This window comes from Erythrobacter sp. SG61-1L, from assembly GCF_001305965.1.
GTDB lineage: Bacteria > Pseudomonadota > Alphaproteobacteria > Sphingomonadales > Sphingomonadaceae > Andeanibacterium.
Map to the genome: position 1 here is coordinate 38,545 of NZ_JXQC01000003.1, position 22,566 is coordinate 61,110.

At 60.1% G+C, this 22,566-nt stretch carries 20 protein-coding genes and 1 pseudogene; 7 read left to right on the forward strand and 14 right to left on the reverse strand.

The window, feature by feature from the left end; translation table 11 throughout:
• Window positions 1-7 precede the first annotated feature (7 nt).
• Together SZ64_RS00705 and SZ64_RS00710 are read left to right on the forward strand one after the other, a co-directional pair.
• Window positions 8-436, forward strand: coding sequence for a hypothetical protein (locus tag SZ64_RS00705; protein WP_054529075.1), 429 nt, complete (start codon window positions 8-10; stop codon window positions 434-436).
• 100 nt (window positions 437-536) lie between these two features.
• On the forward strand, window positions 537-1,244 hold the full coding sequence (locus SZ64_RS00710) for an IS6 family transposase (protein WP_054529076.1): 708 nt from the start codon (window positions 537-539) through the stop codon (window positions 1,242-1,244).
• Between the two features lie 198 nt (window positions 1,245-1,442).
• On the opposite strand, the gene SZ64_RS00715 is transcribed toward SZ64_RS00710, so the two are convergent.
• The 4 genes from SZ64_RS00715 to SZ64_RS00730 all read right to left on the reverse strand — a co-directional run bounded on the left by SZ64_RS00715 (window position 1,443) and on the right by SZ64_RS00730 (window position 7,257).
• Window positions 1,443-2,657 (reverse strand): Ca2+-dependent phosphoinositide-specific phospholipase C, encoded by a 1,215-nt coding sequence (locus SZ64_RS00715; RefSeq protein WP_162225050.1) that lies wholly within the window; start codon window positions 2,655-2,657, stop codon window positions 1,443-1,445.
• Window positions 2,658-2,727: 70 nt separating this feature from the next.
• Window positions 2,728-5,619, reverse strand: coding sequence for a TonB-dependent receptor (locus SZ64_RS00720; RefSeq protein WP_162225051.1), 2,892 nt, complete (start codon window positions 5,617-5,619; stop codon window positions 2,728-2,730).
• A gap of 206 nt (window positions 5,620-5,825) precedes the next feature.
• On the reverse strand, window positions 5,826-6,773 hold the full coding sequence (locus SZ64_RS00725; RefSeq protein WP_054529079.1) for a FecR domain-containing protein: 948 nt from the start codon (window positions 6,771-6,773) through the stop codon (window positions 5,826-5,828).
• Window positions 6,742-7,257, reverse strand: coding sequence for an RNA polymerase sigma factor (locus SZ64_RS00730; protein ID WP_054529080.1), 516 nt, complete (start codon window positions 7,255-7,257; stop codon window positions 6,742-6,744). Before SZ64_RS00730 ends, SZ64_RS00725 begins: the two co-directional genes overlap by 32 nt.
• A 742-nt stretch (window positions 7,258-7,999) precedes the next feature.
• Between SZ64_RS00730 and SZ64_RS18415 the strand changes: the two genes are divergently transcribed.
• Window positions 8,000-8,467, forward strand: a complete 468-nt coding sequence (locus tag SZ64_RS18415; protein ID WP_156313387.1) for a hypothetical protein — start codon at window positions 8,000-8,002, stop codon at window positions 8,465-8,467.
• Here the strand turns inward: SZ64_RS18415 and SZ64_RS18080 are convergent.
• Window positions 8,464-9,097: pseudogene (locus SZ64_RS18080) on the reverse strand (IS5 family transposase). The gene SZ64_RS18415 and the pseudogene SZ64_RS18080 overlap by 4 nt on opposite strands.
• Window positions 9,098-9,459: 362 nt before the next feature.
• Between SZ64_RS18080 and SZ64_RS18420 the strand changes: the two are divergent.
• Window positions 9,460-9,924 carry a hypothetical protein gene (locus tag SZ64_RS18420; protein WP_156313389.1) on the forward strand — a complete coding sequence of 155 codons (465 nt, stop codon included), beginning with the start codon at window positions 9,460-9,462 and terminating at the stop codon, window positions 9,922-9,924.
• Between the two features lie 465 nt (window positions 9,925-10,389).
• Here the strand turns inward: SZ64_RS18420 and rlmJ are convergent, their stop codons facing one another.
• Together rlmJ and SZ64_RS00740 are read right to left on the reverse strand one after the other, a co-directional pair.
• Window positions 10,390-11,220 carry a 23S rRNA (adenine(2030)-N(6))-methyltransferase RlmJ gene (rlmJ, locus tag SZ64_RS00735; protein ID WP_054529081.1) on the reverse strand — a complete coding sequence of 277 codons (831 nt, stop codon included), beginning with the start codon at window positions 11,218-11,220 and terminating at the stop codon, window positions 10,390-10,392.
• A gap of 74 nt (window positions 11,221-11,294) precedes the next feature.
• Entirely contained in the window at window positions 11,295-11,843 is a 549-nt protein-coding gene (locus SZ64_RS00740) for a pseudouridine synthase (protein ID WP_054529082.1), read from the reverse strand.
• Here SZ64_RS00740 and SZ64_RS18855 point away from each other — a divergent pair.
• Complete coding sequence (locus tag SZ64_RS18855; RefSeq protein WP_199797094.1) at window positions 11,796-12,077, forward strand: hypothetical protein; 282 nt, start codon at window positions 11,796-11,798, stop codon at window positions 12,075-12,077. The genes SZ64_RS00740 and SZ64_RS18855 overlap by 48 nt on opposite strands.
• A 12-nt stretch (window positions 12,078-12,089) precedes the next feature.
• Here SZ64_RS18855 and SZ64_RS00750 read toward each other — a convergent pair whose 3' ends face one another.
• The 4 genes from SZ64_RS00750 to SZ64_RS00765 are packed head-to-tail and all read right to left on the reverse strand — an operon-like array spanning window position 12,090 to window position 17,615.
• Entirely contained in the window at window positions 12,090-14,093 is a 2,004-nt protein-coding gene (locus SZ64_RS00750; RefSeq protein ID WP_054529084.1) for a TonB-dependent receptor, read from the reverse strand.
• A gap of 5 nt (window positions 14,094-14,098) precedes the next feature.
• A complete protein-coding gene (locus SZ64_RS00755) occupies window positions 14,099-14,668 on the reverse strand; it encodes a cytochrome b/b6 domain-containing protein (RefSeq protein ID WP_054529085.1) in 570 nt (189 codons plus the stop codon).
• Window positions 14,665-15,612, reverse strand: a complete 948-nt coding sequence (locus SZ64_RS00760) for a glycerophosphodiester phosphodiesterase family protein (RefSeq protein ID WP_162225052.1) — start codon at window positions 15,610-15,612, stop codon at window positions 14,665-14,667. The genes SZ64_RS00755 and SZ64_RS00760 overlap by 4 nt, the downstream gene beginning before the upstream one ends.
• A gap of 35 nt (window positions 15,613-15,647) precedes the next feature.
• Window positions 15,648-17,615: a TonB-dependent receptor gene (locus tag SZ64_RS00765; protein WP_054529087.1), complete on the reverse strand. Its 1,968-nt coding sequence runs from the start codon at window positions 17,613-17,615 to the stop codon at window positions 15,648-15,650.
• Between the two features lie 80 nt (window positions 17,616-17,695).
• Here SZ64_RS00765 and SZ64_RS00770 point away from each other — a divergent pair, with 80 nt between their 5' ends.
• The gene (locus SZ64_RS00770) at window positions 17,696-18,361 is read left to right on the forward strand and encodes a helix-turn-helix domain-containing protein (protein ID WP_206742893.1); all 666 of its coding nucleotides are present in this window, start codon (window positions 17,696-17,698) and stop codon (window positions 18,359-18,361) included.
• A gap of 136 nt (window positions 18,362-18,497) precedes the next feature.
• On the opposite strand, the gene SZ64_RS00775 is transcribed toward SZ64_RS00770, so the two are convergent.
• The 3 genes from SZ64_RS00775 to SZ64_RS00785 all read right to left on the reverse strand — a co-directional run bounded on the left by SZ64_RS00775 (window position 18,498) and on the right by SZ64_RS00785 (window position 21,247).
• The gene (locus SZ64_RS00775; RefSeq protein WP_162225053.1) at window positions 18,498-19,070 is read right to left on the reverse strand and encodes a sigma-70 family RNA polymerase sigma factor; all 573 of its coding nucleotides are present in this window, start codon (window positions 19,068-19,070) and stop codon (window positions 18,498-18,500) included.
• A gap of 189 nt (window positions 19,071-19,259) precedes the next feature.
• The gene (locus SZ64_RS00780; protein WP_082384370.1) at window positions 19,260-20,552 is read right to left on the reverse strand and encodes an ATP-binding protein; all 1,293 of its coding nucleotides are present in this window, start codon (window positions 20,550-20,552) and stop codon (window positions 19,260-19,262) included.
• On the reverse strand, window positions 20,549-21,247 hold the full coding sequence (locus SZ64_RS00785) for a response regulator transcription factor (protein WP_199797061.1): 699 nt from the start codon (window positions 21,245-21,247) through the stop codon (window positions 20,549-20,551). Before SZ64_RS00785 ends, SZ64_RS00780 begins: the two co-directional genes overlap by 4 nt.
• A gap of 113 nt (window positions 21,248-21,360) precedes the next feature.
• On the opposite strand from SZ64_RS00785, the gene SZ64_RS00790 reads away from it, so the two are divergent.
• Entirely contained in the window at window positions 21,361-22,557 is a 1,197-nt protein-coding gene (locus SZ64_RS00790; protein ID WP_054529090.1) for an efflux RND transporter periplasmic adaptor subunit, read from the forward strand.
• Window positions 22,558-22,566 lie beyond the last annotated feature (9 nt).

Genomic DNA, 22,566 nt, shown 5'->3' on the forward strand with positions numbered 1-22,566 from the left:
AGGTTCGATGAAGGCTGCAACTATCTATGAGCGTGGAGGTAAGATTTACGTCCACAGCTCGTCGAAGACTACTGCCGGTATATGGGTTATCAATGATCCGGTTATGATAGTCGAGAAAGATGATGTCGAGGAGTTGGGGCTATCCGTAAGGCGATGCTTGGATGCGTCGCGTGAGGGTGTTCCGCATCCGAAATCTTTTGCGAATCTGTTCGATCCAGTTCTCGCGCTCGCTGGGGTGAAGTCGTTCAATACGTTCGTGAAGTCTGCGAAATGTGTTGAGGTCGAGATGGTAGGTGAAACGGCTACCTTAATACCTACTCGAAATGAGGGAGCTGAAGACGGGTTTGTGCCCTTATTTGGAAAAGCGCAGGCTGCAGTTGACACGAATAAGGCTGTAGGCTCAGCAGCAGTCGCTGCACTCGCAATAGCGGTGTGAACAAGGGCGAGGCCCTGCCTCACTTGGTCCTGGTGATCTGACGCTGGCGGGTGCTGTCAAAGGGATGGCTCGAGCGGCGACTGAGTGCTAGCCGCGGCAGATGAGCAAAGCCGCCAATCCGTTCAGATATTTTCATTCATCGCCCGAGATCATCCGGATGGTGGTGATGCTCTACGAGCGATATCCGCTGTCATTGCGGAACGTCGAGGATCTGCTCTTCTCGCATGGATATGATCTTTGTCATGAGACGGTGCGGCTTTGGTGGAACCGGTTCGGGCCGATGTTCGCTGCCGAGATCCGCAGGCAGCGCGTGAGCCACATGCGTGGCTTCCGGCACTGGCGGTGGCATCTTGATGAAATGTACGTCAAGTTGAATGGCGAGATGGTTTACCTCTGGCGCGCCGTTGATCATGAAGGTGAGGTCCTGGAATCCTTTGTGACGAAGAAACGGGACAAATCCGCGGCTTCGGCGTTCATGAAGAAGGCGCTGAAGCGCCACGGCAAGCCCAAGAAGATTGTGACTGACGGGCTTCGATCCTACCCTGCTGCGATGCGCGACCTGGGCAATCTCGATCGTCGCGAGATTGGGAGGTGGTTGAACAATCGGGCTGAGAATTCACATTTGCCGTTCCGAAGACGAGAGCGGGCAATGCTGAGGTTTCGACGAATGAAATCGCTACAGAAATTCGCTTCGGTCCAAGCCTCATTGCACAACCATTTCAACTCGGAACGCCACCTCGTCGATCGTCAAACCTACAAGATCCGTCGCTCGGCCGCCCTGGCCGAGTGGCAGTCGCTTTTGGCCTGACGTAACGATGGTCTCGCCGTAGCTGCGCCGTTCGGAGACAAGTTGCCATCCGACTGACAGCACCTTCGTGACTATTTTAGCGTTCGGCCTAATGACCGCAACGGGTCGTGTCCGGAATGCCGAGAAGTAGGGGGGCGAATGCCGGGCCAATGACAGGGCTGGGAACGCGTATCTGTCTTTCAGGCGCGAACGCAGGCTCTAGGGATCCGGGCACTCGCCGATTGGTTCCAGGGCGCCTTGCGGGCTCTGCCCCTGCCAATGGGGATTGAGGCGGGCGGTGCGATGGCCTTCCAGCGATACGGAATAATCGCTCAGGTCGGGGTGGGCTTCGTAAAGATCGGTGGTCACAAATTGCGCGCCCGATTTGAGCGCTGCGGTCAATCGGGATGTGTCGCCCGTGCGGGCTTCCTTGAGGTCGGCATCGGCGCGCGTGCGAACGATGAAGCCGGCATCTACAAGCCCGCAGATCTTGTCGTATTGTTTCAGCGGATCGTTCTCCACAAACACCGCCGCATGGGGCTGTTCGGGCGAAACCGACTTGACGAACAGCAGCTTGCCTTCCAGCGCCTTGCTGCGGTCCAGATATGTCTTGATGACGCTTTCGCCTTCGTCGACCAGGAAGAACACTTTCCCCCGCGTATCATGCAAGCTGGGCCAGCCGTGCTTGCGTAGCGCCTCGGGCAAGGTCGCTTCTCCCCGGCGTACGTCGTCGGGGGTCACGATCCTGTCGCGGACGAAGACCGACAGAATCTCTGTTTCCAGTGCGGCAAAGACCTTCCTGCTTACCGGCAATGGCCGGACAGTCCCCTCGAAATCGATAGTTTCCTGCTTGGTGTTGAACATGATCAACAGCGGTACATGGCCGGGGTGCGCCTGCGACCATGCGCTGATCTCGCCAAGGCAGGAAACCAGCGTGGCGCAACTGGACCGCACATCGATATCCTGCATATGCATGACCTTGAACCCCGGCCATTGCATCGGCGTGGCATCGTAGGGAGCAGCGCCCCGGGTTCCGGCCGTCAGCCGCGGGCCGAGCGGATCGGCGTAACGGCCGCCATCGGGGTCGTAATAGACGTCCAGCTCCAGCTGACGCATTCCGCGATCAAGCTGATCGGCAAGCGGCGCATGGCCATAATCCCAGCCGTGGGACGGGCCGCGCCGGATATGCTCGATCAGCTTGAGTTCCGGCGGTGTTGGCCGCTGGTGATAGCTGTTGTGCGAACCGATCGTCTGAATCCGGTTCATGGGCATATCGTCGAACATCGAGCCGCAGGGGCCTTCGATATCCGCATCGGACTGGCAATCGTTCTGCGCGGGCGGCGGCATAGGCACGGGCTGGGGCTGGCTCTGGCCATGGACAACAGAAGCACTGGTGCAGGCGAGTAGCCCGGCAAAGGCAAGTTTCAAACGCATGGATGGATTATCCCCGCACTGAGATAGAGAGCGGGGCGCCCGCACCCGATTGTGCCGACGCCCCGAAGGATCAGAAACGATAGGTGGCGCCAAGGAAGAAGGAGCGGCCGAACTCGTTCTCTTCATAGATATACTGGAAGCCCGGCCCCTGCATCTTGCGCCGATTGGCGTTCGTCAGGTTCTTCGCTTCAAGTTCCACCCGCAGTTTGTCGGTCACCTTGTATTGCAGCTTGGCATCGATGGTTTGCCAATCGGTCCAGCGGGTCTGGCTCTTGAGATTGACCGCGGTCTCGTCGGAATTGAGGCTTACGCCGTCCTGATAACCGCCCAGGAAATTATAGGCGACGCGGGTTTCCAGCCGGTTCGTCCATTCGTAGCTGACGGCGACATTGGCCACGAATTTCGACTGGTAAGGCAGGAAGGCCAGTTCCAGATTGTCGCTATACTTCATCCGGGCACGGGTGAGCAGGGCGTTGGCATTGAAGCCCAGCCGGTCAAACGGCTTGGGCAGGAAGCTCAGATCGGACAGCACAATCTGCGCCTCGGCACCCCAGACCCGCGCGTTCTCGGCGTTCTGCGGCTGTTTGACCCGCACGTCCTCATACAGGACACCATCATAGACAAGGTCCATCACGCTGGTGCGGGTGACGATCTCATCCTGGATATATTTGTAGAAGGCCCCGACCATGATCAGGTTCTTTCGGCCGCTGAAGTAATATTCCAGAGCGCCATCCAGATTGGAGGAACGACGCGGCTTCAGATCGGGGTTGCCGCGTGTCGCTGACGTCAGTTCGTCATCCGCGTTGAACGATACGCTTTCACCCGATTTGGCCACTTGCTCGGGATTGGGACGGCCCAGCGTTTGGCTGAAGGCCAGCTTCAGGCGCAAGTCGTCGGCCAGCGCATAACGGAAGCTGACACTGGGGCTCAGTGCGCGGTAACCACCCTTGATGTCCTGGCGGCTGTAGAGATCATGCGGAGAAGCTTCCTCCACCGCATTGTACCAACCGCGCACATCCACATCTTCATAGCGCAGGCCGGCGGCCAGCTTCATTCGATCGGTGGCGTAAGTGCCCATGGCGTAGACCGCCTTGATGGTCTCGCCATAGGCGCTGTCGTCCTGGCGATCATATTCATAGGAACTGTTCACATCCTCTGTCTGGCTCATCACTTCCTGCCAGCGCTGGAAATCGAGCAACAGCATGGGCTGCCCGTCGCGCCCGGAAATTTCGAAATCGCTCAGATAGGTGAAGTCGTAATCGGAAATGCCGGTGTTCGTGCCTCGCACGCCGCGGATGCGGCCATCGTCACGCGTGCGATAGAGATCGGTAATCTTGATCCCGGTCTTGAAGCCCAGGCCCAACTCGCCCTGCGTGTGCCAGTCGTAATCCGCCTTGAAATCGATCACCCGCTCCTCGCTATGGCGCGAGCGAATGTCGTTGGAGGTGACGTTCACGTAGCTGGGGCTGGAATACCACGCCGTGGTCGATGCTTCATTTGGGATCAGGCGCCAGAAGGTGTCCGATGTGTCGTAAGTGCCGGCAATATTGGTCGCCGTGCGAATGCTGACGTCGGGGAAGGCATCATCCTTCAGCCTGTGCTGGCTGTAGCCGAGATCCATGCTCAGCTTGCCGTCATTGCTCCATGTATGGTCGCCGTGAAGCTTGGAACTGATCTGGCGTCGATTGTTCGGGAAATAGGCTGCCTGGATTTCACCATAACCCTTCGCGAAGGTGCCAGAGGTGGCGTCCGTCACCTTCATGTTGCTTTCGCTGATCCCGCGGATGCCGTGCATGAAACGGTTTTCGGATTCGTTCATCGTGTAGAGCGCGCCGGTCCAGGCCAGATAGGTCATCGGATCGGGCTTCCATTCCAGCTTGGCCACGACGCCCGCGCGCTCGACCGCATTGGTATAGGCATAGGCACGAATTTCCCGTGGGACGACCGTATCGCCCACCCCATCGCCATCCTCGTCGGCCCCGAGATAGCCGAGCGTATTGTACTGGGTTTTGTATTGGTGGCGGTTCTTGTAATAATAGCTTCCGCCCAGAACGAAGCCGAACTGGTCATCCGAACCGAAATGGTCGCTGACGGTCAGATCGGCCTGATAGCCCAGCGTGTCGGCGCTGTTGGCGTCTCCCACCGGAACGGCCGTGGGTGTGTCATTGGCGGTGAAGTAATTCAGCTTGGCGCGCGCGACGAGATAAAGGCCCCTGGCATCGAAGGCAGACCGGGTGTCGGTGTTGAAATGGGCGCCCACCCAGCCAAGGTCCTGATCGGACATATGGGATTTGTAGACTTCCAGCCGCTTGAGCGCGGTGGAAGGAATGGCCTGCATGTTGATGTTGCGCGAGCCATCGCCATAGCCGCCGATGGTGGACATCACCATGCCGTCAAAGGTCGTGAGATTGTAGGAGACGGGCAGGCCACGCGCCGTCATGAACTGGCCTTCGTCCTCGTCGTAAATTGCCGAAACGCCGGCAATTCGGCGCATGGCTTCCGGGATGTTGAAATCAGGAAGTTGGCCGACATCATCCACGTTCACGGAGTCGTAGATTTCGTCCATCTCGTATTTGCGGGCAATATTCGACTGATCGACAGCCCTCTCACCCACAACCACGATTTCATCTGCAAGTGCGGGAGCTGCTTCTGCCAGTGGCTGGGCAGTCGCGGCCGAACTCGCTTTGCCTGCTGGCTTTGTGTCGGGCTTGGGCTTGGCCGTGTTCCGGGCCTTGTCTCCGACAACCAGATAAGTGCTTCCACGTTTTTGATAGGTGAGGCCCGACCCGTGCAGAAGCCGGGCCAGCGCCGTTTCGACCGAAGATACGCCTTGAATTGCCGGCGCTTTCTTGCCGCGCAACAAGGCCTGATCATACAATATCTGAGCGCCGTATTGACGGGATAGGGCGTTGAGAGAATCCTCCAAGGTTCCGGAGTGAAGGTCGATGGCTTCCTTCGCCAACGTCGGCGATGCGGCTGCAACAGCGCCAATAGCAAGAGCGAATGCGGCGACCCCCGCATGAAGCGAGCTCTGGAACGTTGACACTATGTATTCCCCTGTGTGCAAGTTGATTGGGTTCGGGGGAAGACGCAGCCAGTGCCGAAATTTGCCAAAGTTTTTTGTTGCAGATTTATGGCAGTCTGCGGGTGAAGAGCGCGGCCTGCAGCTCAGTTGCCTGAAACGATCAGGCCATCATCGCCGCGTCGCACGCGAAACTCATGGATGATAGCCAGATTTTCAAGCTGGCCCGCCGGATCGGTCAGACGAATCCGGCCGCCGACCAGCTTGTTTGCGAGGCTTTCATCGGCAATGGTGATGGGCAAAGGCGAGAGCGTTTGCAGATCGGCCACCACCTGCCTCAGGGGCGCTCCCTTGTATTCCACCCACTCATTTCGCCAGCGGGCGACATCGTCGGGTGCCACATCCGCTATCCGGCGCAGTCCCGCCGGGCCAAGGCTGGCCGCCTGTTTCTGAACCAGTCTGATCGGCTGGCCAAACCAGCCATTGCGACCGAATTCGACCACACCCGAAGCCACTGTGACGCGGACATTCCCGGGCCTGCTCGAAACCTCGAAGCTCGTGCCGAGGTCAACGATGCGGGCGCCTCCAGTATCGATTCTGAAGGGCCGCCGCTCATCATGGGCGACATTGGCAAAGATCGCGCCCTGGGTAAGCTCAACCACTCGGTCATGGCGCGTATAGCGCACCGTCACATGTGCACCGCCTGCCAGGAAGATCTGCGTTCCGTCCGCAAGTTCGACCTCGCGGATATCTTCGCCGTTTACTGCAAACTTCTGCGGCTGGGCGAGCTGCAACTCAACCATGGGCATGGCTTTGTAACCGCCTGCCATGACCAGCACGGCGACCACTGCCCCTGCGACAAGTTTGCGTCTGGAAGCGGATCGCCGGTCAAACCGGTGCAGGGCGGCGTCCATGTCCTCTCCCATGATGTGCTGCCACATAGTGTCGAACACCAGAGGGCGCCGGGAATCCCCGGCGAGCCAGGACTGAAAGGCGGACTCGTCGAACGGCTCGCCGCTGGTGCGCCGGTCTATCCATTCCGCTGCCTGGAACTCAAGGGAACTAGTCTCGGACAGGGCCGCCTCGTTTTTCAATTTTCTCGATCGCCAGATGCAAGTCCACAATCGCACGCGCCATGTGGTGACTGACAGCACTGGCAGAAAGCCCCATCGCTGCCACGACTTCACCCGCAGATTGCCCGCGCACACGGCGACGGATGAAGACTTCCCGGCGCAGGCGCGGCATCTTGCCCAGAACATCCGCCACGAGCCCGATCAGTTGCCGTCGTTCAATTTGCTGATCCGCAGTCGGCATCGGACAGGGAATTGTCTCGCACAATTCAACAACCGGAACACGGGTGACGCGGCGGAAATGGTCCCGCACCAGATTCAGCGAGATGCGGCGCAGAAAGGCTGGCCGGTTGGTAATGGTATTGTCCGGTTTGGCCTCAAAGGTCAGCATCCGCAGATAGGCTTCCTGCACGATGTCTTCGCTCAGCGCAGAATCACGCACCTGCCGGCCGACATAGTCCAGCAGAGCGGCGTGTTGCGCGTGAAATCGGGATGCAGTGCCAGCCATCGCGGCGCGCTGATACGGACCTCAAATGACAATTGCATTTCGCCCAGCCTGCATCACCGGCCGACAGGCCAGTAATGCTTGCCCCTTAAACTGATCGATTTGTCCGCCAGTGTGATCCTCACTCACGGATACCCCTTCGAATGACGGTGTTGACGTCTTCGGCCCGGATTTCGTTCGGAAATGCTGGTGCTGACGCCCTGGTCCTGCAAGAGATAAAGCGGACTAGCTAGTCTGATAATTGATTTGCATACGCAGAAGTCTGGAAAACTTTTGCGAGATGGACATGGGCAGATCTCTTCCCCTTCTTCTGATCCATCCTCACGCCATTCTGGCTGCCAAGGTCAGCCACACAGCGTGGCATATGATCTCAAGCGGAAAGCGATGGCGCTTGAAGGATAGGGGCTTCGTAGCCCGCTGTTTAGACACGAAAATTCGTGAAGTGGAGACGAGCTGCGGTTAGGCTGAAAGCACAGGTTTAACTGCCGACGTTGTCGGGCAATGACACTTGCATCCGCCTGGAGGCGGCAACAATTTTTCGGGCCAACTTCCTGGTGATCAGAGGAGCTATATTATATCTTTTAATGGATATCACACAGGATCTAGTCCGAGAGATTTGATATTTTATATTGGCGGTGAGGATGGAGGTTTTGATAATTTTTATAGATAGCCTATAACGAATTAATTATAAATATAAAGAATATGTGGGATTTTTGTCGAAAATTAAATTAATGTATGGAAAATAATGATGAGGAAAATATTTTTCATTGCAACATTGTTTATCATTTCTTCATGTATTAATAATAATAATTATTTAAATGGGGTTGATACTCCGATTAATTACCTTACGCAATTCATCCGTTCGTCCACTGATTATTCGTCTTCTTCCGCTCCGGAGCGCGCAAGGGTGAAGATATTTCTGGGAAATCCGGAGAATGATTATTTCCAGTTTGGAACATTTTTGAATAACGAGGAGATGCCCGAGTTGGGGTGTCGCGGCAATGTTGAAATTATGGTCATTTACGATAAGGAAATTGGGCCTCGTAACATTATAGGAAAGCGAGGTCATCCGGAGGCGCCATATCGGGAAGCTATTGTTTCAGGAATTCCTAAGAAAGGTGATTTCAGTACGATTTTCGGGGCGCTCTTATTTACTGCGAATTTCGTGATCGAAGATGCTCGTATAGAGAGTTATACGGGGCGGACATGCTAGGCCGTAGACTCATAAACGCGGAGCCACAGGCGCATTGATGCCAGTTGGACCATGGCGAGGAAGTTTTCCACCAGCTTGTCGTATTGCTTAGCAACCCCGCGGAAGTGCTTCAGCTTGGAGAAGAAGCGCTCGATCAGGTTACGCTCGCGATAGAGCTATGTGCTGAAGCGGGGCTTCGATTTCCGATTGGGCTTTGGCGGGATATTGGCGAACGCTCCTTTTCCTCGGAGGGAGGCCCAGCCCGTCTGCGACCGCGTGGATTTCGGTCGTGAGGCCACCTCGGAAACGACTGAGACAATCATCTCGCTCCCCCTTTTTGCCGACGCGGCCTGCTGATGGGGGCGGCGGATGTGCAGTCGATCATTTGAATGTCGCCATCATGTGCGGCGGTGATGGCGTCCATCATCCGATCCCACACCCCGGCCTTCCGTCATCGCACTAAGTGGCTGTAGCAAGTGGTGCGCGGGTCATAGCGTTCCGGCCAGTCGCGCCGCGGTGCACCGGATCGAAGCGCCCAGAAAATGCCGTTCAGCACGCGCCGGTCATCGACACAGGCCACGCCCCTAGGTTTGTTAGGCGAAGCGGCTCGATAACGCGCCACTCAAAGTTGGTCAGATCATGTCGGCTCATGCCGGTGCTGAAGCAGTTCGCATTGGATTGCGCATGCTGGTGCTGGGAGGACGGGAGAAATCCCTCTGCTCTTCGCAGAGCCCCAGCTGTTCCCCTCGCCAATTCTTGCCTCCTGACTTGGCTAAGAGAGCTGACAGCTTGACGCCATCCGTGCTTCTAGCGCAAGTTTATGAGTTCGCGACCTAAATCCTATACTGACTATTATTCTGGCCGCGGTTCTAAAGATTTTATATTTTATCTTGGAGGTGATGGCGGAAGTTTTGGTGTCATTTCTCGCGACCATATCGCGAAAAAATTGAATCCTATAAATAATGTATATGCGGGATTTTCGTTCAAAATTAATATGATTAACGGAATTAATCATGGTCAAAATTTGTTTATTTCCAATATTTTTTCTTTTTGTGGCTTGTGCTTCGAACGGTGGTGGGCCGGCGCAGAATGCCCCCCCCGTTCATGATCTTTCGCAATTCATCCGCTCGGCCGCTGACTCTGCGGGTGCTTCCGAGGCGAAACGAACGAAGGTGAGGCTGTTTCTGAGTAATTCGGAAAATGACTACTTTCTGTTTGGGACATTTTTGAAAAATGAAGAGACTCCGGAGTTGGGGTGTCGTGATGACTTTCAAATTATGGTGATGTATGATAAGAAAATTGGGCCTCGTAATGTAAAAAGGAATCCCGGGCATCCAGAGGCGCCATATCGAGAGGCTATTGTTTCAGGAATTCCTAAGAGCGGTGATTTTAGTACGATTTTCGGGGCGCTCTTATTTACTACGAATTTCGTGATCGAAGATGCTCGTGTTGAGAGTTATACGGGGCGGACATGCTAAGCTGGCCCATTGTAACGGTTTTGGAGACCTGTCTTTCAAGGATGGTGGTGACAAGTGCGAAAGCGCTCCTGCCAGACGTGACGCACCTTTTTGAAAGGTGAGGCGATTTGGCTAGGCGGGGTGGCAGATTTGAGCGTGGCTTTGCGGAAAAAAGCTGCGATGCAGACGCGATCCGGGTCGGCCTCGCCGTGCGGAACATTGACCCCGTCTCCACGGTCGATCGAACCGCCGCGTAAAGAACGACTACTACCGGACAGGCTATAAGCAGCCCAAACGTATCGTGCTGATGTACGCCGGTTTCCCTCCAGCTCTGCGGAATGTTGAAGGCTGAGTGGCCCCTGGATTTCTGGACGCCTTCGACCCTGATTTTGAGGCCAAGAGGCAGGACTTTCCATCAGCGGCTAATGCAGGTCACCACGATCACCGAGCCGATGCTGCCGCGTTGATCTGTCAGCATCGTTTATTCTAATCGTCCAACCAATAGGCTGCGATCTCGCCGCTATGCCCTTCCGGTGCCAGCGTGGCGCGGAGTGCTTCCAGTAGAGGCGGCAAGGCCTGCGTGAAGGCGTATGGCGGGTTGACGATGAAAAGGCCCGCGCCGTTATAGATGCCGGGCTGATCGCTATCGTACAACCAATGCTCCACCGCCAGAAATTTCGGGATGCCGAGCTTGCGCAACTGTTCCTTCCACCGGGAATGTGTGTGGCGCTCTTTCAGCGGATACCAGATCACTGTCACGCCATGCGCCCATTTGCGGTGAGCGGCGGCGAGGGTGGTTGTGATACGGGTGCGTTCATCCGTCTGCTCGTACGGCGGATCGACCACCACCACGCCGCGAGGCGTACGGGTCGGCAGCATCGCAAGCCATAGCTCGTAGGCGTCGCGCTCATGCACTGCGGCGGGTATGCCGCGCATCGCGCCGCGCAGGGCACCTGCGTCCTCGGGATGCTTTTCGTTGAGGATCAGGACATCTTGCGGGCGCAACAGCTGCGCCAGAATGCGCGGCGAGCCGGGGTAAAGGTGTGGCTCGCCCCCCTCGTTCACCGCCTGTACGGCAGCACGGTAGTCGGCCAGCAGGGGGTTCGGATCGGCAAATGCCCGCAGCACGCCCTGCGTGGCCTCACCGGTGCGTTGGGCCTGATCGCCGTGAAGGTCATACAGCCCGCAGCCGGCATGGGTGTCGATCAGGGTCAGTGCGCCCTCTTTGAGCTGCAAGGCCCGAACGAGGGCGATCAGCAGGCTATGCTTCACGACATCGGCGCTGTTTCCGGCATGGAAGGAATGGCGATAATTCATGGGAATTCAGAATCCTGACGACTTGCCTTGATGACGATTGAAAGCGTGGCGGTGCCTTCCGCGGTTGACTTCGCCTAGACAGAGAGTTCCTTGAACTGGCCCGGCGCGATCCCGGCGACAGTCCAGTCACCGATCGACCAGCGCACCAGCCTGAGAGTGGGCAGCCCGACCGCCGCCGTCATTCGGCGCACTTGTCGGTTGCGGCCTTCGCGGATGGTGATTTTCAGCCAACTGTCGGGAATGGACTTGCGCTGGCGTATCGGCGGATCGCGCGGCCAAAGGTCCGGCTCGTCAATGCGCGCAATTTGGGCCGGCAGGGTCATGCCATCCTTGAGCCGGACGCCCTTCCGCAAGCGTTCAAGTTCCTGCTCCTGCGGATCGCCTTCGATCTGCACAAGGTAGGTCTTGGGCAGCTTGAAGCGTGGATCGGCAATGCGCGCCTGCAGCCGCCCGTCATCGCATAGCAGCAGCAGGCCCTCGCTATCCCGATCGAGGCGCCCGGCGGGATAGATGCCCTTCACTGCAATGAAGTCGGACAATGTCGAGCGAACCGTTGGCGAACCGCGGTCGGTGAATTGCGACAAGACCCCGTAGGGTTTGTTGAACAGAAGCAGCCGGGCCATCCCGGATCCATATCGTTCGATTGCGGCTATGTCTTCAAGCTCATGTCGCCGCCGGATGTGATCGGCCTCATGGTGATGATGGAAGTCCGCTTCCCGTTGAGCCTGCAGAACGTCGAGGATCTAAAAGCCGAGCGCGGGATCCACATCGCGCAGATTCTCGCGCTCTTAAGCCGCGCTTTGCCGGTTGGAGACAGGTCGCCATCCGACGACAGAATTGACCTGGACGTCAGCTGATCCCGCCCGGCGTCAGAGCTGGCGCCGCAATGACAGGAACAGGCCGGTGGTGGAGCGATACCAGCGCTCTTCCTCGAACAGCAGGCGCCCGTCTGCCCGTGTCCCGTCATAGACTTTCCGGTCCCGCTCCCGCTTGCGGCCAAGGATGTTCTGGGCACTGGCCTCGATGGTCAGGCGCGGCGAGGCGGTGTAGGTCCATTTCAGGCTGATATAGGGCTCGTCCGAAGTCTGCCGCCATTCCGCAAGTCGGCGATAGGTCAGTTCCTGTCCGAAATAGACGTCGATCGCGAAGCTGGACCGCAAGGATGGCCGGTCGAGCGTGGCGTGGATTTCACCCGTGAAGGGCGCCAGTGCCGTGATCGGGCGACGCGAACCATCGACCGGATCGCGCACCGCACTGGATCGCCATTCGCCCGAGAAGGACACCCGTCCGCCCGAAATGCCAAGCGGATCGAGCGGCCATGTCACTTGAGCGCCCAGCGCGTTGATATGGCCCCGGCCGATATTGCCCGGCGCATCGAGCCCCTCGACCGGAATGAGGTCCAGCACGTTGTCGATACGGTGATGGCGATAGGTCAGTGTGACCACCCCGTCCTTGCCGAAACGCCGTTCGGCCGCCGCTTCCCCGATCCAGGCCGTCTGCGGTCGCAAGTCGAGATTGCCGGCATTGACCGTTCCGTCGATCAGCGAGGCTGAGCTGGCAAAATCGGTGAAATCCAGCTGCCCCACTTCTCGTTCCAGCCGCAGGCGGATCTGGCTGCGATTGCCTGCATCCCAGCGCATGAGCAGCTTGGGTTTGAAGAAGCCGAAGCGAGTGGTGTAGTCGAAATCGGTGACGCGGTTCGTCTGGCCAAGGCTGGAATATTCTCCCCGCGCAGTCGCCTCCGCAGTGAGGCGCGGGGAGAGGGGAACGGTCAGCTTGGCGGATGCATCGCCGCGCCATTCGGCAATCCGCACATCCGAATTCGGCAGCGCGACAGGCACTCCGTCGATCTCGAAGGCGCTCTGGCTGTCGAGCGAATTATAGGCGACCTCGCCATTGATTTCCCACGCAATGCCGCTGCCGGGCGCGCGGGCAAGGGTGGCGCGCAGGATGCGCTCGTCGGCGATGCTGTCGGCGCGGTAAAGGCTTGAGCCATCCGGGCCCTCACTTGCCGAACGGGTCGACACATCCTTGCGCGTGGCAAGAACGAGCAGCTTGGCCGAGAGGTTCGAGGCAAAGCTGCGCGACCATTCGGCACCAGCCTCGCCGCTATTGGTCCGGATCGCATCATCGGTGCGAGCCATACTTCCTGCAAGCGGCCCCTCGAGAAAATCGAGGACTTCGTGCGTTCGGTAATCCTGATGCGTGAAGGACAGATTGCCGCGAATGACCCCGCCCGCGAAGCCTGTGTCACCCGCCAGCCGGGCCTCAGCCCCGCGAATGGGAGAATCGATAGCCACCTTCGCTCGGTCAAACACGGTGCCATCGGGCAATCGGGTGATCCTTTTGCCGTCCCCGCTCTCATCCTGGTTCAGCGACAGGAGGAACGAGGCTTCCCAGCCGCCTTTCCTATTGCGGCGCGACATCTCGCCGCGCAGCGACGGCAACAGGGCACTGCCCGCATAGGAATAGTTGGAGAGCGTGACAGCCTGACTGCGGGATTCCTTGGCCACACGCACCACGTTGACCAGCAATTGCGCGCCCTGCTGATCGAGGCCCGGACGCGGGGTGCGGATCAGTTCGATACGCAGCACCTGCGCGGCGGGGATAGCCGTCAGCACATCGTCGATCGTGCGGTTCTTGGTGGACGGGCGCACCCCGTCGACCAGCACATTGCCCGCTGCCCCGGCAAAGCCACGCACGGCATCCCCGGAATCGATCACGAAGCCGGGTACCCGGCGGACCATGTCCAGCGCGGTCACCGGAGCGGCCTCGGCGAAATAGGCAGGTTCAAAGACAAGATCGCCGGCGGGCGTGGCCGTTGCGGCAGATGCGCCCTGCACGAGGGCGGTCGCCAGAATGAGTGTATTCAAGGAAATTACTTTCTCTTGCCCAATCGAGGCAGCATCGCTCGCAACGTCCGGTCGTCGGGGCGCTGGCCGTGCCAGAGGGCTGCCGCGATGTGGAGCGCGGCGATACCCAGCAGGGTTAACCCGCCCCATTTGTGGATATAGCTGAGCGCCAAGCTGAAGGTCTGGTGCCTGGGCAGCGGGCTCGGCAAAGAAACCCCGCCGGGCAGCTCAAGCGCGGGATTGATAAGGGCATCCATCAGATAACCGCTCACCGGCAGCGCGATCAGGAAGGCGAGCATCAGCCCTTGCGCCAGAATGGCCGCCGCCTGCATATGCGGCCCGCCCGTGCGCGGTGGCCTTGGCTTCAGGCGCCGCAGCGCGATCCACCCCGCCGCCAACAGCAGGACCGCCAGACCGCCCAGGCGGTGCCAGCCGATCCATGCCATGTAGCGATCGATGTAGAACTGGCTCCATTCGGGAGGGGAGAGCAGAAAGACGGCCAGCCCTGCGACGGCCAGAACCAGCCCCCCGGTCACCCAGTGGAGCAGGATGACCGGCAGGCTCCAGCCCGAACTTCCGCTCTCGTCTTCCGTCACTTCGGCTCCATTCCCACAGCCTTGCACTGACGCAGCGCCGCCTCGATCGGGCGGACCCGGGCAATCTCGGCCTGTGCCGCCACCGCCCGGTCGGTTGCGAGCAGCGCGACGCCGTCCTGCGCCAGTTCGGCATAGATGCCCTTGAGATCGAGATTCTCGACCGCACCGTCAATGAACCACAGCGTGCCGTAAGACACGGTAAGGCCCTGCGCGCGCAGATCGTTCCAATAGGCCCGGTCGCGCTTGCCGATCCCGGTCCAGGCGATCACACGCTTCATGTCGATACCGGCCTCCTTGGCGCGGGCCAGCGCGGTTGCATCGGCCATTTCGAAGGTGATGCTGATCGTCGGATCGAGTTCCTGCACCCGTTTGGCATCTTCAAGGCTGTTGACCAGCAACATGAAGTTGGTCTGCGCCCCGGCCGCGCGGATTTCCCGGATCATCTGGGGCAGCGCATCGCTGTCCTTCACTTCCGCCAGCACCAGCGCGCGATTATGCGCCCATTCGGCCATCGTGCTCAGCCGGGGAATGCGGAAAGTGGTGAGGTTGCCGTCATTGTCCTCGAGATAGAGCTGGGACAGCGCCGACCAGGTCTGCGCCTCCACCGGGCCGGTGCCGGTGCTGGTGCGGTCGAGCGTGTCGTCATGCATCAGCACCAGCACGCCGTCACTGGTACGGCGCACGTCCACTTCCACCAGAACGGGGAATTGCGACAAAGTATGCGCCGCAGTTTCGATGGCGTTTTCCGGATAGCCGGGCGCGGCGCCGCCGCGATGGGCGCTCACCAGCGTGCCGGTGTCGCGGGTGCAGTCGAAAAGGTCGTGAACCGAGGCAAAGGGATTGGCCACCGGAACCTTCGGCTCGGGCAGCTTCGCGTCGGGCGCCGCGAAGGCGGTTGCCGGAAGCAGGGCGGCGGCTATCACGCAGGGCAGAATCTTACGCATGGGCATGTTCCTGATATGTGTGGGAGAGAGACGGGTCAGAACCGCGCCCGTGTGCCGATCTGCCAACTGCGCGGTGCGCCGCGGTAGCTGTCCGGCTCTTCGTAAGTCTGGTCGAAGGCATTGCGCATATTGGCGAACAGTTCGACGCTGTCGGTCACGCTGTAGCGAGCCGAGAAGCTGACCAGATCGTATGCCGTGACCAGCCCGTCGCCGACATAGCCGCCACCCGGCCCCCATGCGCTGCTGTCGTCATAGACGACGTCCATGCGCTGGCCGCGGCGATACCAGTCGGCCGAGAGGGAAAGGCGCTCGATCGGGTTGAGCGTGAGGCTGGCCGACCAGCTGTGCTTGGGCCGGCGCAGCAACTGGTCGCCGGTCGCGTCGTTGAAAGCGTTGGTGCGGCTGTAATTGACCCGCAGGTCCACGATCCGGCCGATCTTCGCCTGCACGCCAAGTTCGAAACCGTCGATAGCGGCCTTGCCGACATTGCGGTTGGCAAGCGCGGCATAATCATATTCGATCAGGTCAGTGATCTTGGTATCGAAATAGGTGAAGTTGAGCCCAATCCAGCCTTGCGCGCCCACTTCGGTGCCGACATCGGCGCCCGCCTCGAAGGACTTGCCGTGTTCCGGTACGAGGTCGGGATTGCCCAGGTTCCAGGCGCTCTTGGTGAAGCGCTCGCTCAGGGTCGGGGCTTTGAACGAAGTGCCATAGGAGACATAGGCCCGGCCGCCGACTTCGGGCAGGTGCAGGACGCCGCCCGCGTTCCAGGTGGTGACCGCATCGAAGCTTTCCGGATTATCGTGCCGCAGCGATCCGTTAAGATCGACCCGGTCGGCAATCGTCACCTGCGCAAGGCCATAGAGGGCTGTCTGTTCTTCGGAGCGGGACAGCGCATCGCTGTAGCCGTCAAAGGCGTCCACCTTGTCCTTCTGCCATTCGAGACCGGCTGAAACGGTCGCCTTGACCGCATCCGAGGGGCGGACTTCCAGCCGGTTGCGCCAGGCAGCGAAAGTGCGCAGGCCGCTTGCTTCGGTATCGGCGCCGCCGAAGCTGTCATTGGTATCGGGGTGGTTCCATTCCGAACGCTGGTTGTCGACCTGCCCGAATTCCAGATCGCCCTGATAGCGGCCATCGAGAGCGGTGAGGCGCGGGGCGATCCGCCAGAGGAAATAGCGATCGCGTCCGCCGCGCCCTTCGCGGTCCAGCGCGGCATCGTCGAATTCCGACTTCGCCCGGCGATAGCGGGCCAGCCCGCGGATCGTCAGTCCATCGGTCAGCGTCAGTTCGCCATTGCCGGTGATAGTGAAGAAGCGGCTGCCGTCGCGCTCGCCCAGATCGTCGGCAATGCGCGCGGCGACATTGTCGTAACCGCCCGTCTCGAAATATTCGGCCGTCAGGCCATAGGCGAGAATCCCGGCCGTGCCGCGCGCGCCGACCAGCCCGCGATAAGTATCGAGATTGCCAGTCGCGACTTCCGCATAGGGCATGAAGGCCCGTTCCCCGCCGATGCGCGGGATGAAGTTGATGACCCCGCCGATCGCATCGGAACCGTAGACGGCCGAGGCAGGGCCACGCAGCACCTCGATCCGTTCCAGATCGCCCAGCGTGTCGGAGCCGAAATTGAACTGGCCATTGGGGGTGGAGGCATCGTTGAGGCGAATGCCGTCATACAGGGCCAGCGTGTGCTTCGAATTGGTCCCGCGCGAGAAGACCGAGGTCAGCCCGCCGGCACCGCCGCTCTGCACCAGGCTGAGGCCCGGCACCGATTTGAGCGCATCGGCCGCGGTGACGAGGCCCTTGCGCTCGATATCGTCGCGCGAGATCACTTCGGTACGCGCAGCGACGCTTTCGACAGCGGCATTGCCGCGCATGGCGGTGACGACGATCAGTTCGCCTTCGGGTTCGGTCTCCACTGTCTCGGCATGGGCAGAGACGGTCAGAGAGGAGAACGCCAGAAATGGCAGCGAGAGTATCACAATGTTGTAACGGGACACGGTCATGGAGGGGGCTACCTGCTGAGGACTTTCCCGCGTGCCCCTAGAGTGCCGCCATGACCGGTAGATTTCCCTTCGATGATCGCTTGAAGAATCCCGCGTATAAAAGCGTATCTTCGCGCCCCACGCAGAGCCTTCGCAACGAACCGCGCTGGCCGCGCCTGATCCGGCAGGTCCGCCAGCAGATGGGGCTGACGCAGGCTGCCTTTGCAGAAATGATGGGCGTGAAGCAGGCATCGGTTTCCCGCTGGGAAAACGGCCATGACACGCCCTCCCTCGCGCAGCGCCAGCGGATCACGGACCTGTGGCGCGCGGCCGATGCGCCGCGGCTGCGGCAACAGTTGAAGGCGCGCATGATCTATGCGCCCAATCCGATCAGCATCGTCGGCCGCGGGGCGCATTTCCTGGAATTCAGCAACAGCTTCGCGCGCGAGGCCGGCGTCACTACGGATCAGCTAAGGGGCTGCCCGGTCTATGGCCAGTTCGGCGACATCGTGGACCGCACCACCGAAGCATGGGAGCAGAGCGGCATTTTCAAGGGCGACATCGCCTTTACGCTGACTGTCCTGACCCTGACCGATGTTGCCGGGCAGACCATCCACCTCAAGAATTTCGACACGCCCTATCACCTGGATGACGAGATCGTCTCGGTCTGCGAAGTGAAGCGGATCGACGAAGCGGAGTATGAGCAGCACGTGCGCGCCTATGGTGCCCCGGTCTTCAGCCTGAGCTACGACGATCTGCCCCGCTAGGCTGGGTGGGCGATTTCGATTTCTGGAGACAATGTCTGCCATGCCGATCGGAGACCAGGCGCCATCTGGCTGACGGCACCGCAATAATGCGTCCGGGCATGTTTTGCGATCGGCGCCGGGTGCCGTCGATCGGCCGTCATGCGAATACATCGAGATCGTGGGAAACGACGCCTTCCGTAAACAGGCTGGAACCCAGCTTTCGTCTGGCGCGGTGCAAAAGGGATTCGAACGCCTTGATGTCCATATCCAGCAATTCGGCGGCTACCCTGTTCGAATAACCTTCGAAATAGGTCAGCACGATGGCCGTCCGGTACCGGCATGGCAGCGCCTGCAGGCAGGAATCCAGAGCGGCCTTGATCTGGTCGTGTTCGATCCGGCGATCCGCGGGGAGGGCGGGGTCCACAAATTCGGTGATTTCTTCGGTCCGCCAGCGGCCGTTTTGCCTGACGCGGTCAATACACAGGTTCACGCAGACACGGTGGACCCAGCCGCCCACGCCCGCGCCCACATGTGCCCACCGCGGTGCCCTGCGCCAAAGCCTGGCGAAGGTTTCCTGTGTGACGTCTTCAGCCTCGAACCGGTCATGCAGAATGCGGAACGCGCTGCGATAGGCTGCGGCGACATGGCGGTCCACCAGCTGGCCGAAGGCGCAAACGTCCCCTCGTCCAGCGAGGACGATCAGTTCTGCATCGGGTGTTTCTGCGACCACCAACCAACTCCGGCTCCAGTGGCCGGGCTGGCGGTTGCATTCCAGACCCGGCCGGGCACGCGGAATATCGCCCGGATCGCCGCCCCGATGGGGTAAAGAGTTCGTAAGCCGAATGTAAATTTTCCGACAATTGGTTTCCGACGAGCCCGGTTTGAGCGGATCGGGCCGTTGTCGCGGCCTGCCGCGAGGTCAATCGACGGGAAATGCCATGGCCACTGTAAAGCCGCCCCCGACGCGGTTGCGCGCTTCCACGGTGCCGCCATGCGCCATCACTGCGCGCGATGCGATTGACAGGCCAAGGCCCAGCCCGGCGCCGCCATCTTCGCCCCTTACGAAGGGATTGAACATCGCGGCGATGTCCGCATCGGGCACACCGGGGCCGGCATCGGATATTTCCACCCGGTACAGCCCGGCCTGAGGATCGAGGCCGATGAATACATCGATGTCCTGCCCGGCCTTGGAGAAGCGCAAGGCATTGCGCATGATATTGTCGATTGCCCGGCGGACGAGTTCCGCACTGCCGCGCACCAACGGGCGGTCGTCTTCATCGGGTATGTCGGCTTGCAGCCTGATACCGATCCGGCTGGCTTCCGCTTCGAAACGCGCATCTTCCAGCACGCTTTCCAGCACGCCGGCCAGATCGAAATAATCTTCCTGCGACCTTTGGCCGTGCTCCGCGCGGGCGAGGGTCAGCAATTCTCCGACGAGCATTTCGAGCCGCTGGGCCTCCTGCTCGATGCGCTGCAACGTCTGCTCCGTCTTTCCAGCGTCTTTGCGGGCCAGCGCGATGGCCAGTTGCATGCGGGCAAGGGGAGTGCGCAATTCGTGGGAAACGTCGTGCAGCAGGCGATCCCGCGCTGACACGAGCATTTCCAGCCGTTGCGCCATCAAGTCGAAATCGCGCCCCAGATCGGCGATCTCATCCCTGCGACGGCCAATCGAGGCCGCCAGCCGCACTTCAAGGTCGCCCCGAGCGAGCCTGTCGAAGCCCTTGCGCAGTCGGTTGATCGGCTCGGTCAGATACCACGCCAGTGCGGCACTGAATGCCAGACCGCCAAACAGGCCGAGAATGAGCATTTCCGGTGGAGCGCTGGGCAGGGAACGGCGAGCAGGCATGCCCTGATAGGTGTAGGTCAGGCGATATTCGGTCCCGTCCGGCCCATTCACCATGCGTGACACCACGCGTTGCAGATCATCGCCAGACTTCGGTCGGACGGGATCGGCGGGGTTGCTCAGTTCCACCCGTCCGCGCTGATTGTCGGGGAGGGATTGTGTGAACGAGGAAAGCGCGGCGGGGCCGCCCGTCGTCACGGCTTGCGCGCCTGCGGCAAGGATTGCGGGCGCAACTTCTTCTTCCATCAGCCGCTGGGGATTCGGGCGGTCATTCCTGTTCAGCTCGAACAGCAGCCAGACCCCTTGGGTGATCGCGAAAAGCGTCAGCCAGAAGGCGAGCAGGATCTTCCAGAACAACCTGCGCTTCATGCCGTCACCTGAAGGCGATAACCCACACCGCGCACGGTTTCGATCGCGATGGCGCCGCCGGAACTGCCTTCCAGCTTGATCCGCAGATTGCTGACATGAACGTCCACGCTGCGATCATAGGATTGCCGCGCGCGTCCCAGCCCTTCCTGCGACAGGCTGTCCTTCGTGGCCACATCGTCGCCGGTGCGCATCAGCACGACCAGGAGGTTGAATTCCGATGCCGTGAGTTCGAGGGGCTGCCCGTTCCAGCTGGCGCGGCGCGCGGCGACCTGAACTTCCAGACCGCCAACCACAACCGGGTCGGCCGGGCGGCTGCCATGTGCCGTATTGCGTCGCATGACTGCCCGCAGCCGGGCGACCAGTTCGCGCGGGTAATGCGGCTTGGCCACGTAGTCGTCCGCGCCAAGCTCGAGGCCGACCACCCGGTCAATCTGATCGCCTCGGGCGGTCAGCATGAGGACGGGTATCTCGCTGGAACGACGGATCATCCTGAGAACCTCGATCCCATTGATGCCGGGCAGCATCACGTCCAGGATCACTGCATCATGCTCGCCGGACAAGGCTCTGGCAGCGCCGTCAGTGCCATTGGAGACGATTTCGACTTCGAAGCCTTCGCCTTCGAGATATTCGCGCAACAGGGCGCTGAGATCGGCATCGTCATCGACGAGCAGGATGAAGGGGTGATCGGTCGACACCGCATCTGCATGGCGCAGACAATCCCGCGAGTCATGCCGCCTTTTCGAAAACTTTACGTTTCGATTGCGGACTCTTTACCCACAAGGCCAGCGTCACCGCCCATATCGCCGGAATGATGTCCCGCAGACGTATTGTAGTCGGTGCTGCCGGTCTTGGCGCGCTCATCCTCATCCTGATCCTCTGGCGCGTGTTTTTCGCCGGTGGCGACGAGCCAGCTCTCCTCACCGCGGATGTGACGCGCGGCGATATAGAGCAGACGGTGGAGGCTACCGGCACGCTGGAGCCCAAGGAAATGGTCAGCGTGGGCGCGCAGGTTTCCGGCCGGCTCGAAACGCTGAATGTCGAAGTGGGGCAGGTGGTCAGGAAGGGCGAGTTGATCGCCCAGATCGATGCGCAGACGCAGACGAATACGCTCAGGACCGCGCAGGCGGAACTGGCGAACATGCAGGCTCAGCGGGCTTCGCAGCAGGCCACTCTGGCCAAGGCTGAACTGAGTTTTCGTCGCCAGCAGGCCATGGTGCCGGGCGAGGCTACATCCATGGCGGATTTCGAGGCTGCGGAGGCCGATCTGAAATCCGCGCGGGCGCAACTGGCGGTGATCGACACACAGATCCAGCAGGCGCGCGTGGGCGTGAACACGGCGGAGATCAATCTGGGCTATACCCGCATCGTCGCCCCGATGGACGGCGTTGTGGTGGCCGTGGTCACCAAGCAGGGCCAGACGGTCAATGCCAACCAGTCCGCACCGACTATCGTCATTCTTGCCCAGCTTGATGTGATGCAGGTGAAGGCCGAGATTTCGGAGGCCGATGTCATCAAGGTCGATGCGGGCCTGCCGGTCTATTTCACGATCCTGGGCGATGCGGATCACCGCTATAACGCCTCCCTGCTGCAGGTCGAACCGGCGCCGGAATCGATCGTGGACGAAGTGAATTCCACCAGCTCCAGTTCTTCCAGCAGTTCCACCGCGATCTATTACAACGCGCTGTTCGAAGTGCCGAACACGGACGGAAAACTGCGCGCGCTGATGACGGCGCAGGTTTCCATCGTGCTCGCCCGGAAGAAGAACGTGCTGCTGATTCCGTCGTCCGCTCTGGGCGCAAAGGCCAAGGACGGCACCTATTCCGTGCGAGTCATGGGCGCGGGCGGCCGGATGGAGCAGCGCCAGATCAGGATCGGGATCAATAACAACGTGTCGGCCGAGGTGCTGAGCGGGCTGAAGAGTGGCGAGAAGGTTGTGGTCGGCCAAGCGACCGAGGCAACCGCTTCCAGCAATAGCGGCGGCCGGATGGGGCCGCCCCCCTTCTGAGGCCGCGCC

What these genes read in the sequence shown, in the direction of transcription:
- SZ64_RS00705 (WP_054529075.1), top strand. Translation starts at nt 8, where the DNA reads ATGAAGGCTGCAACTATCTATGAGCGTGGAGGTAAGATTTACGTCCAC.
- SZ64_RS00710 (WP_054529076.1), top strand. Translation starts at nt 537, where the DNA reads ATGAGCAAAGCCGCCAATCCGTTCAGATATTTTCATTCATCGCCCGAG.
- SZ64_RS00715 (WP_162225050.1), bottom strand. Translation starts at nt 2,657, where the DNA reads ATGCGTTTGAAACTTGCCTTTGCCGGGCTACTCGCCTGCACCAGTGCT.
- SZ64_RS00730 (WP_054529080.1), bottom strand. Translation starts at nt 7,257, where the DNA reads ATGGCTGGCACTGCATCCCGATTTCACGCGCAACACGCCGCTCTGCTG.
- SZ64_RS18415 (WP_156313387.1), top strand. Translation starts at nt 8,000, where the DNA reads ATGATGAGGAAAATATTTTTCATTGCAACATTGTTTATCATTTCTTCA.
- SZ64_RS18420 (WP_156313389.1), top strand. Translation starts at nt 9,460, where the DNA reads ATGGTCAAAATTTGTTTATTTCCAATATTTTTTCTTTTTGTGGCTTGT.
- rlmJ (WP_054529081.1), bottom strand. Translation starts at nt 11,220, where the DNA reads ATGAATTATCGCCATTCCTTCCATGCCGGAAACAGCGCCGATGTCGTG.
- SZ64_RS00740 (WP_054529082.1), bottom strand. Translation starts at nt 11,843, where the DNA reads ATGGCCCGGCTGCTTCTGTTCAACAAACCCTACGGGGTCTTGTCGCAA.
- SZ64_RS00760 (WP_162225052.1), bottom strand. Translation starts at nt 15,612, where the DNA reads ATGCGTAAGATTCTGCCCTGCGTGATAGCCGCCGCCCTGCTTCCGGCA.
- SZ64_RS00765 (WP_054529087.1), bottom strand. Translation starts at nt 17,615, where the DNA reads ATGACCGTGTCCCGTTACAACATTGTGATACTCTCGCTGCCATTTCTG.
- SZ64_RS00780 (WP_082384370.1), bottom strand. Translation starts at nt 20,552, where the DNA reads ATGAAGCGCAGGTTGTTCTGGAAGATCCTGCTCGCCTTCTGGCTGACG.
- SZ64_RS00790 (WP_054529090.1), top strand. Translation starts at nt 21,361, where the DNA reads ATGATGTCCCGCAGACGTATTGTAGTCGGTGCTGCCGGTCTTGGCGCG.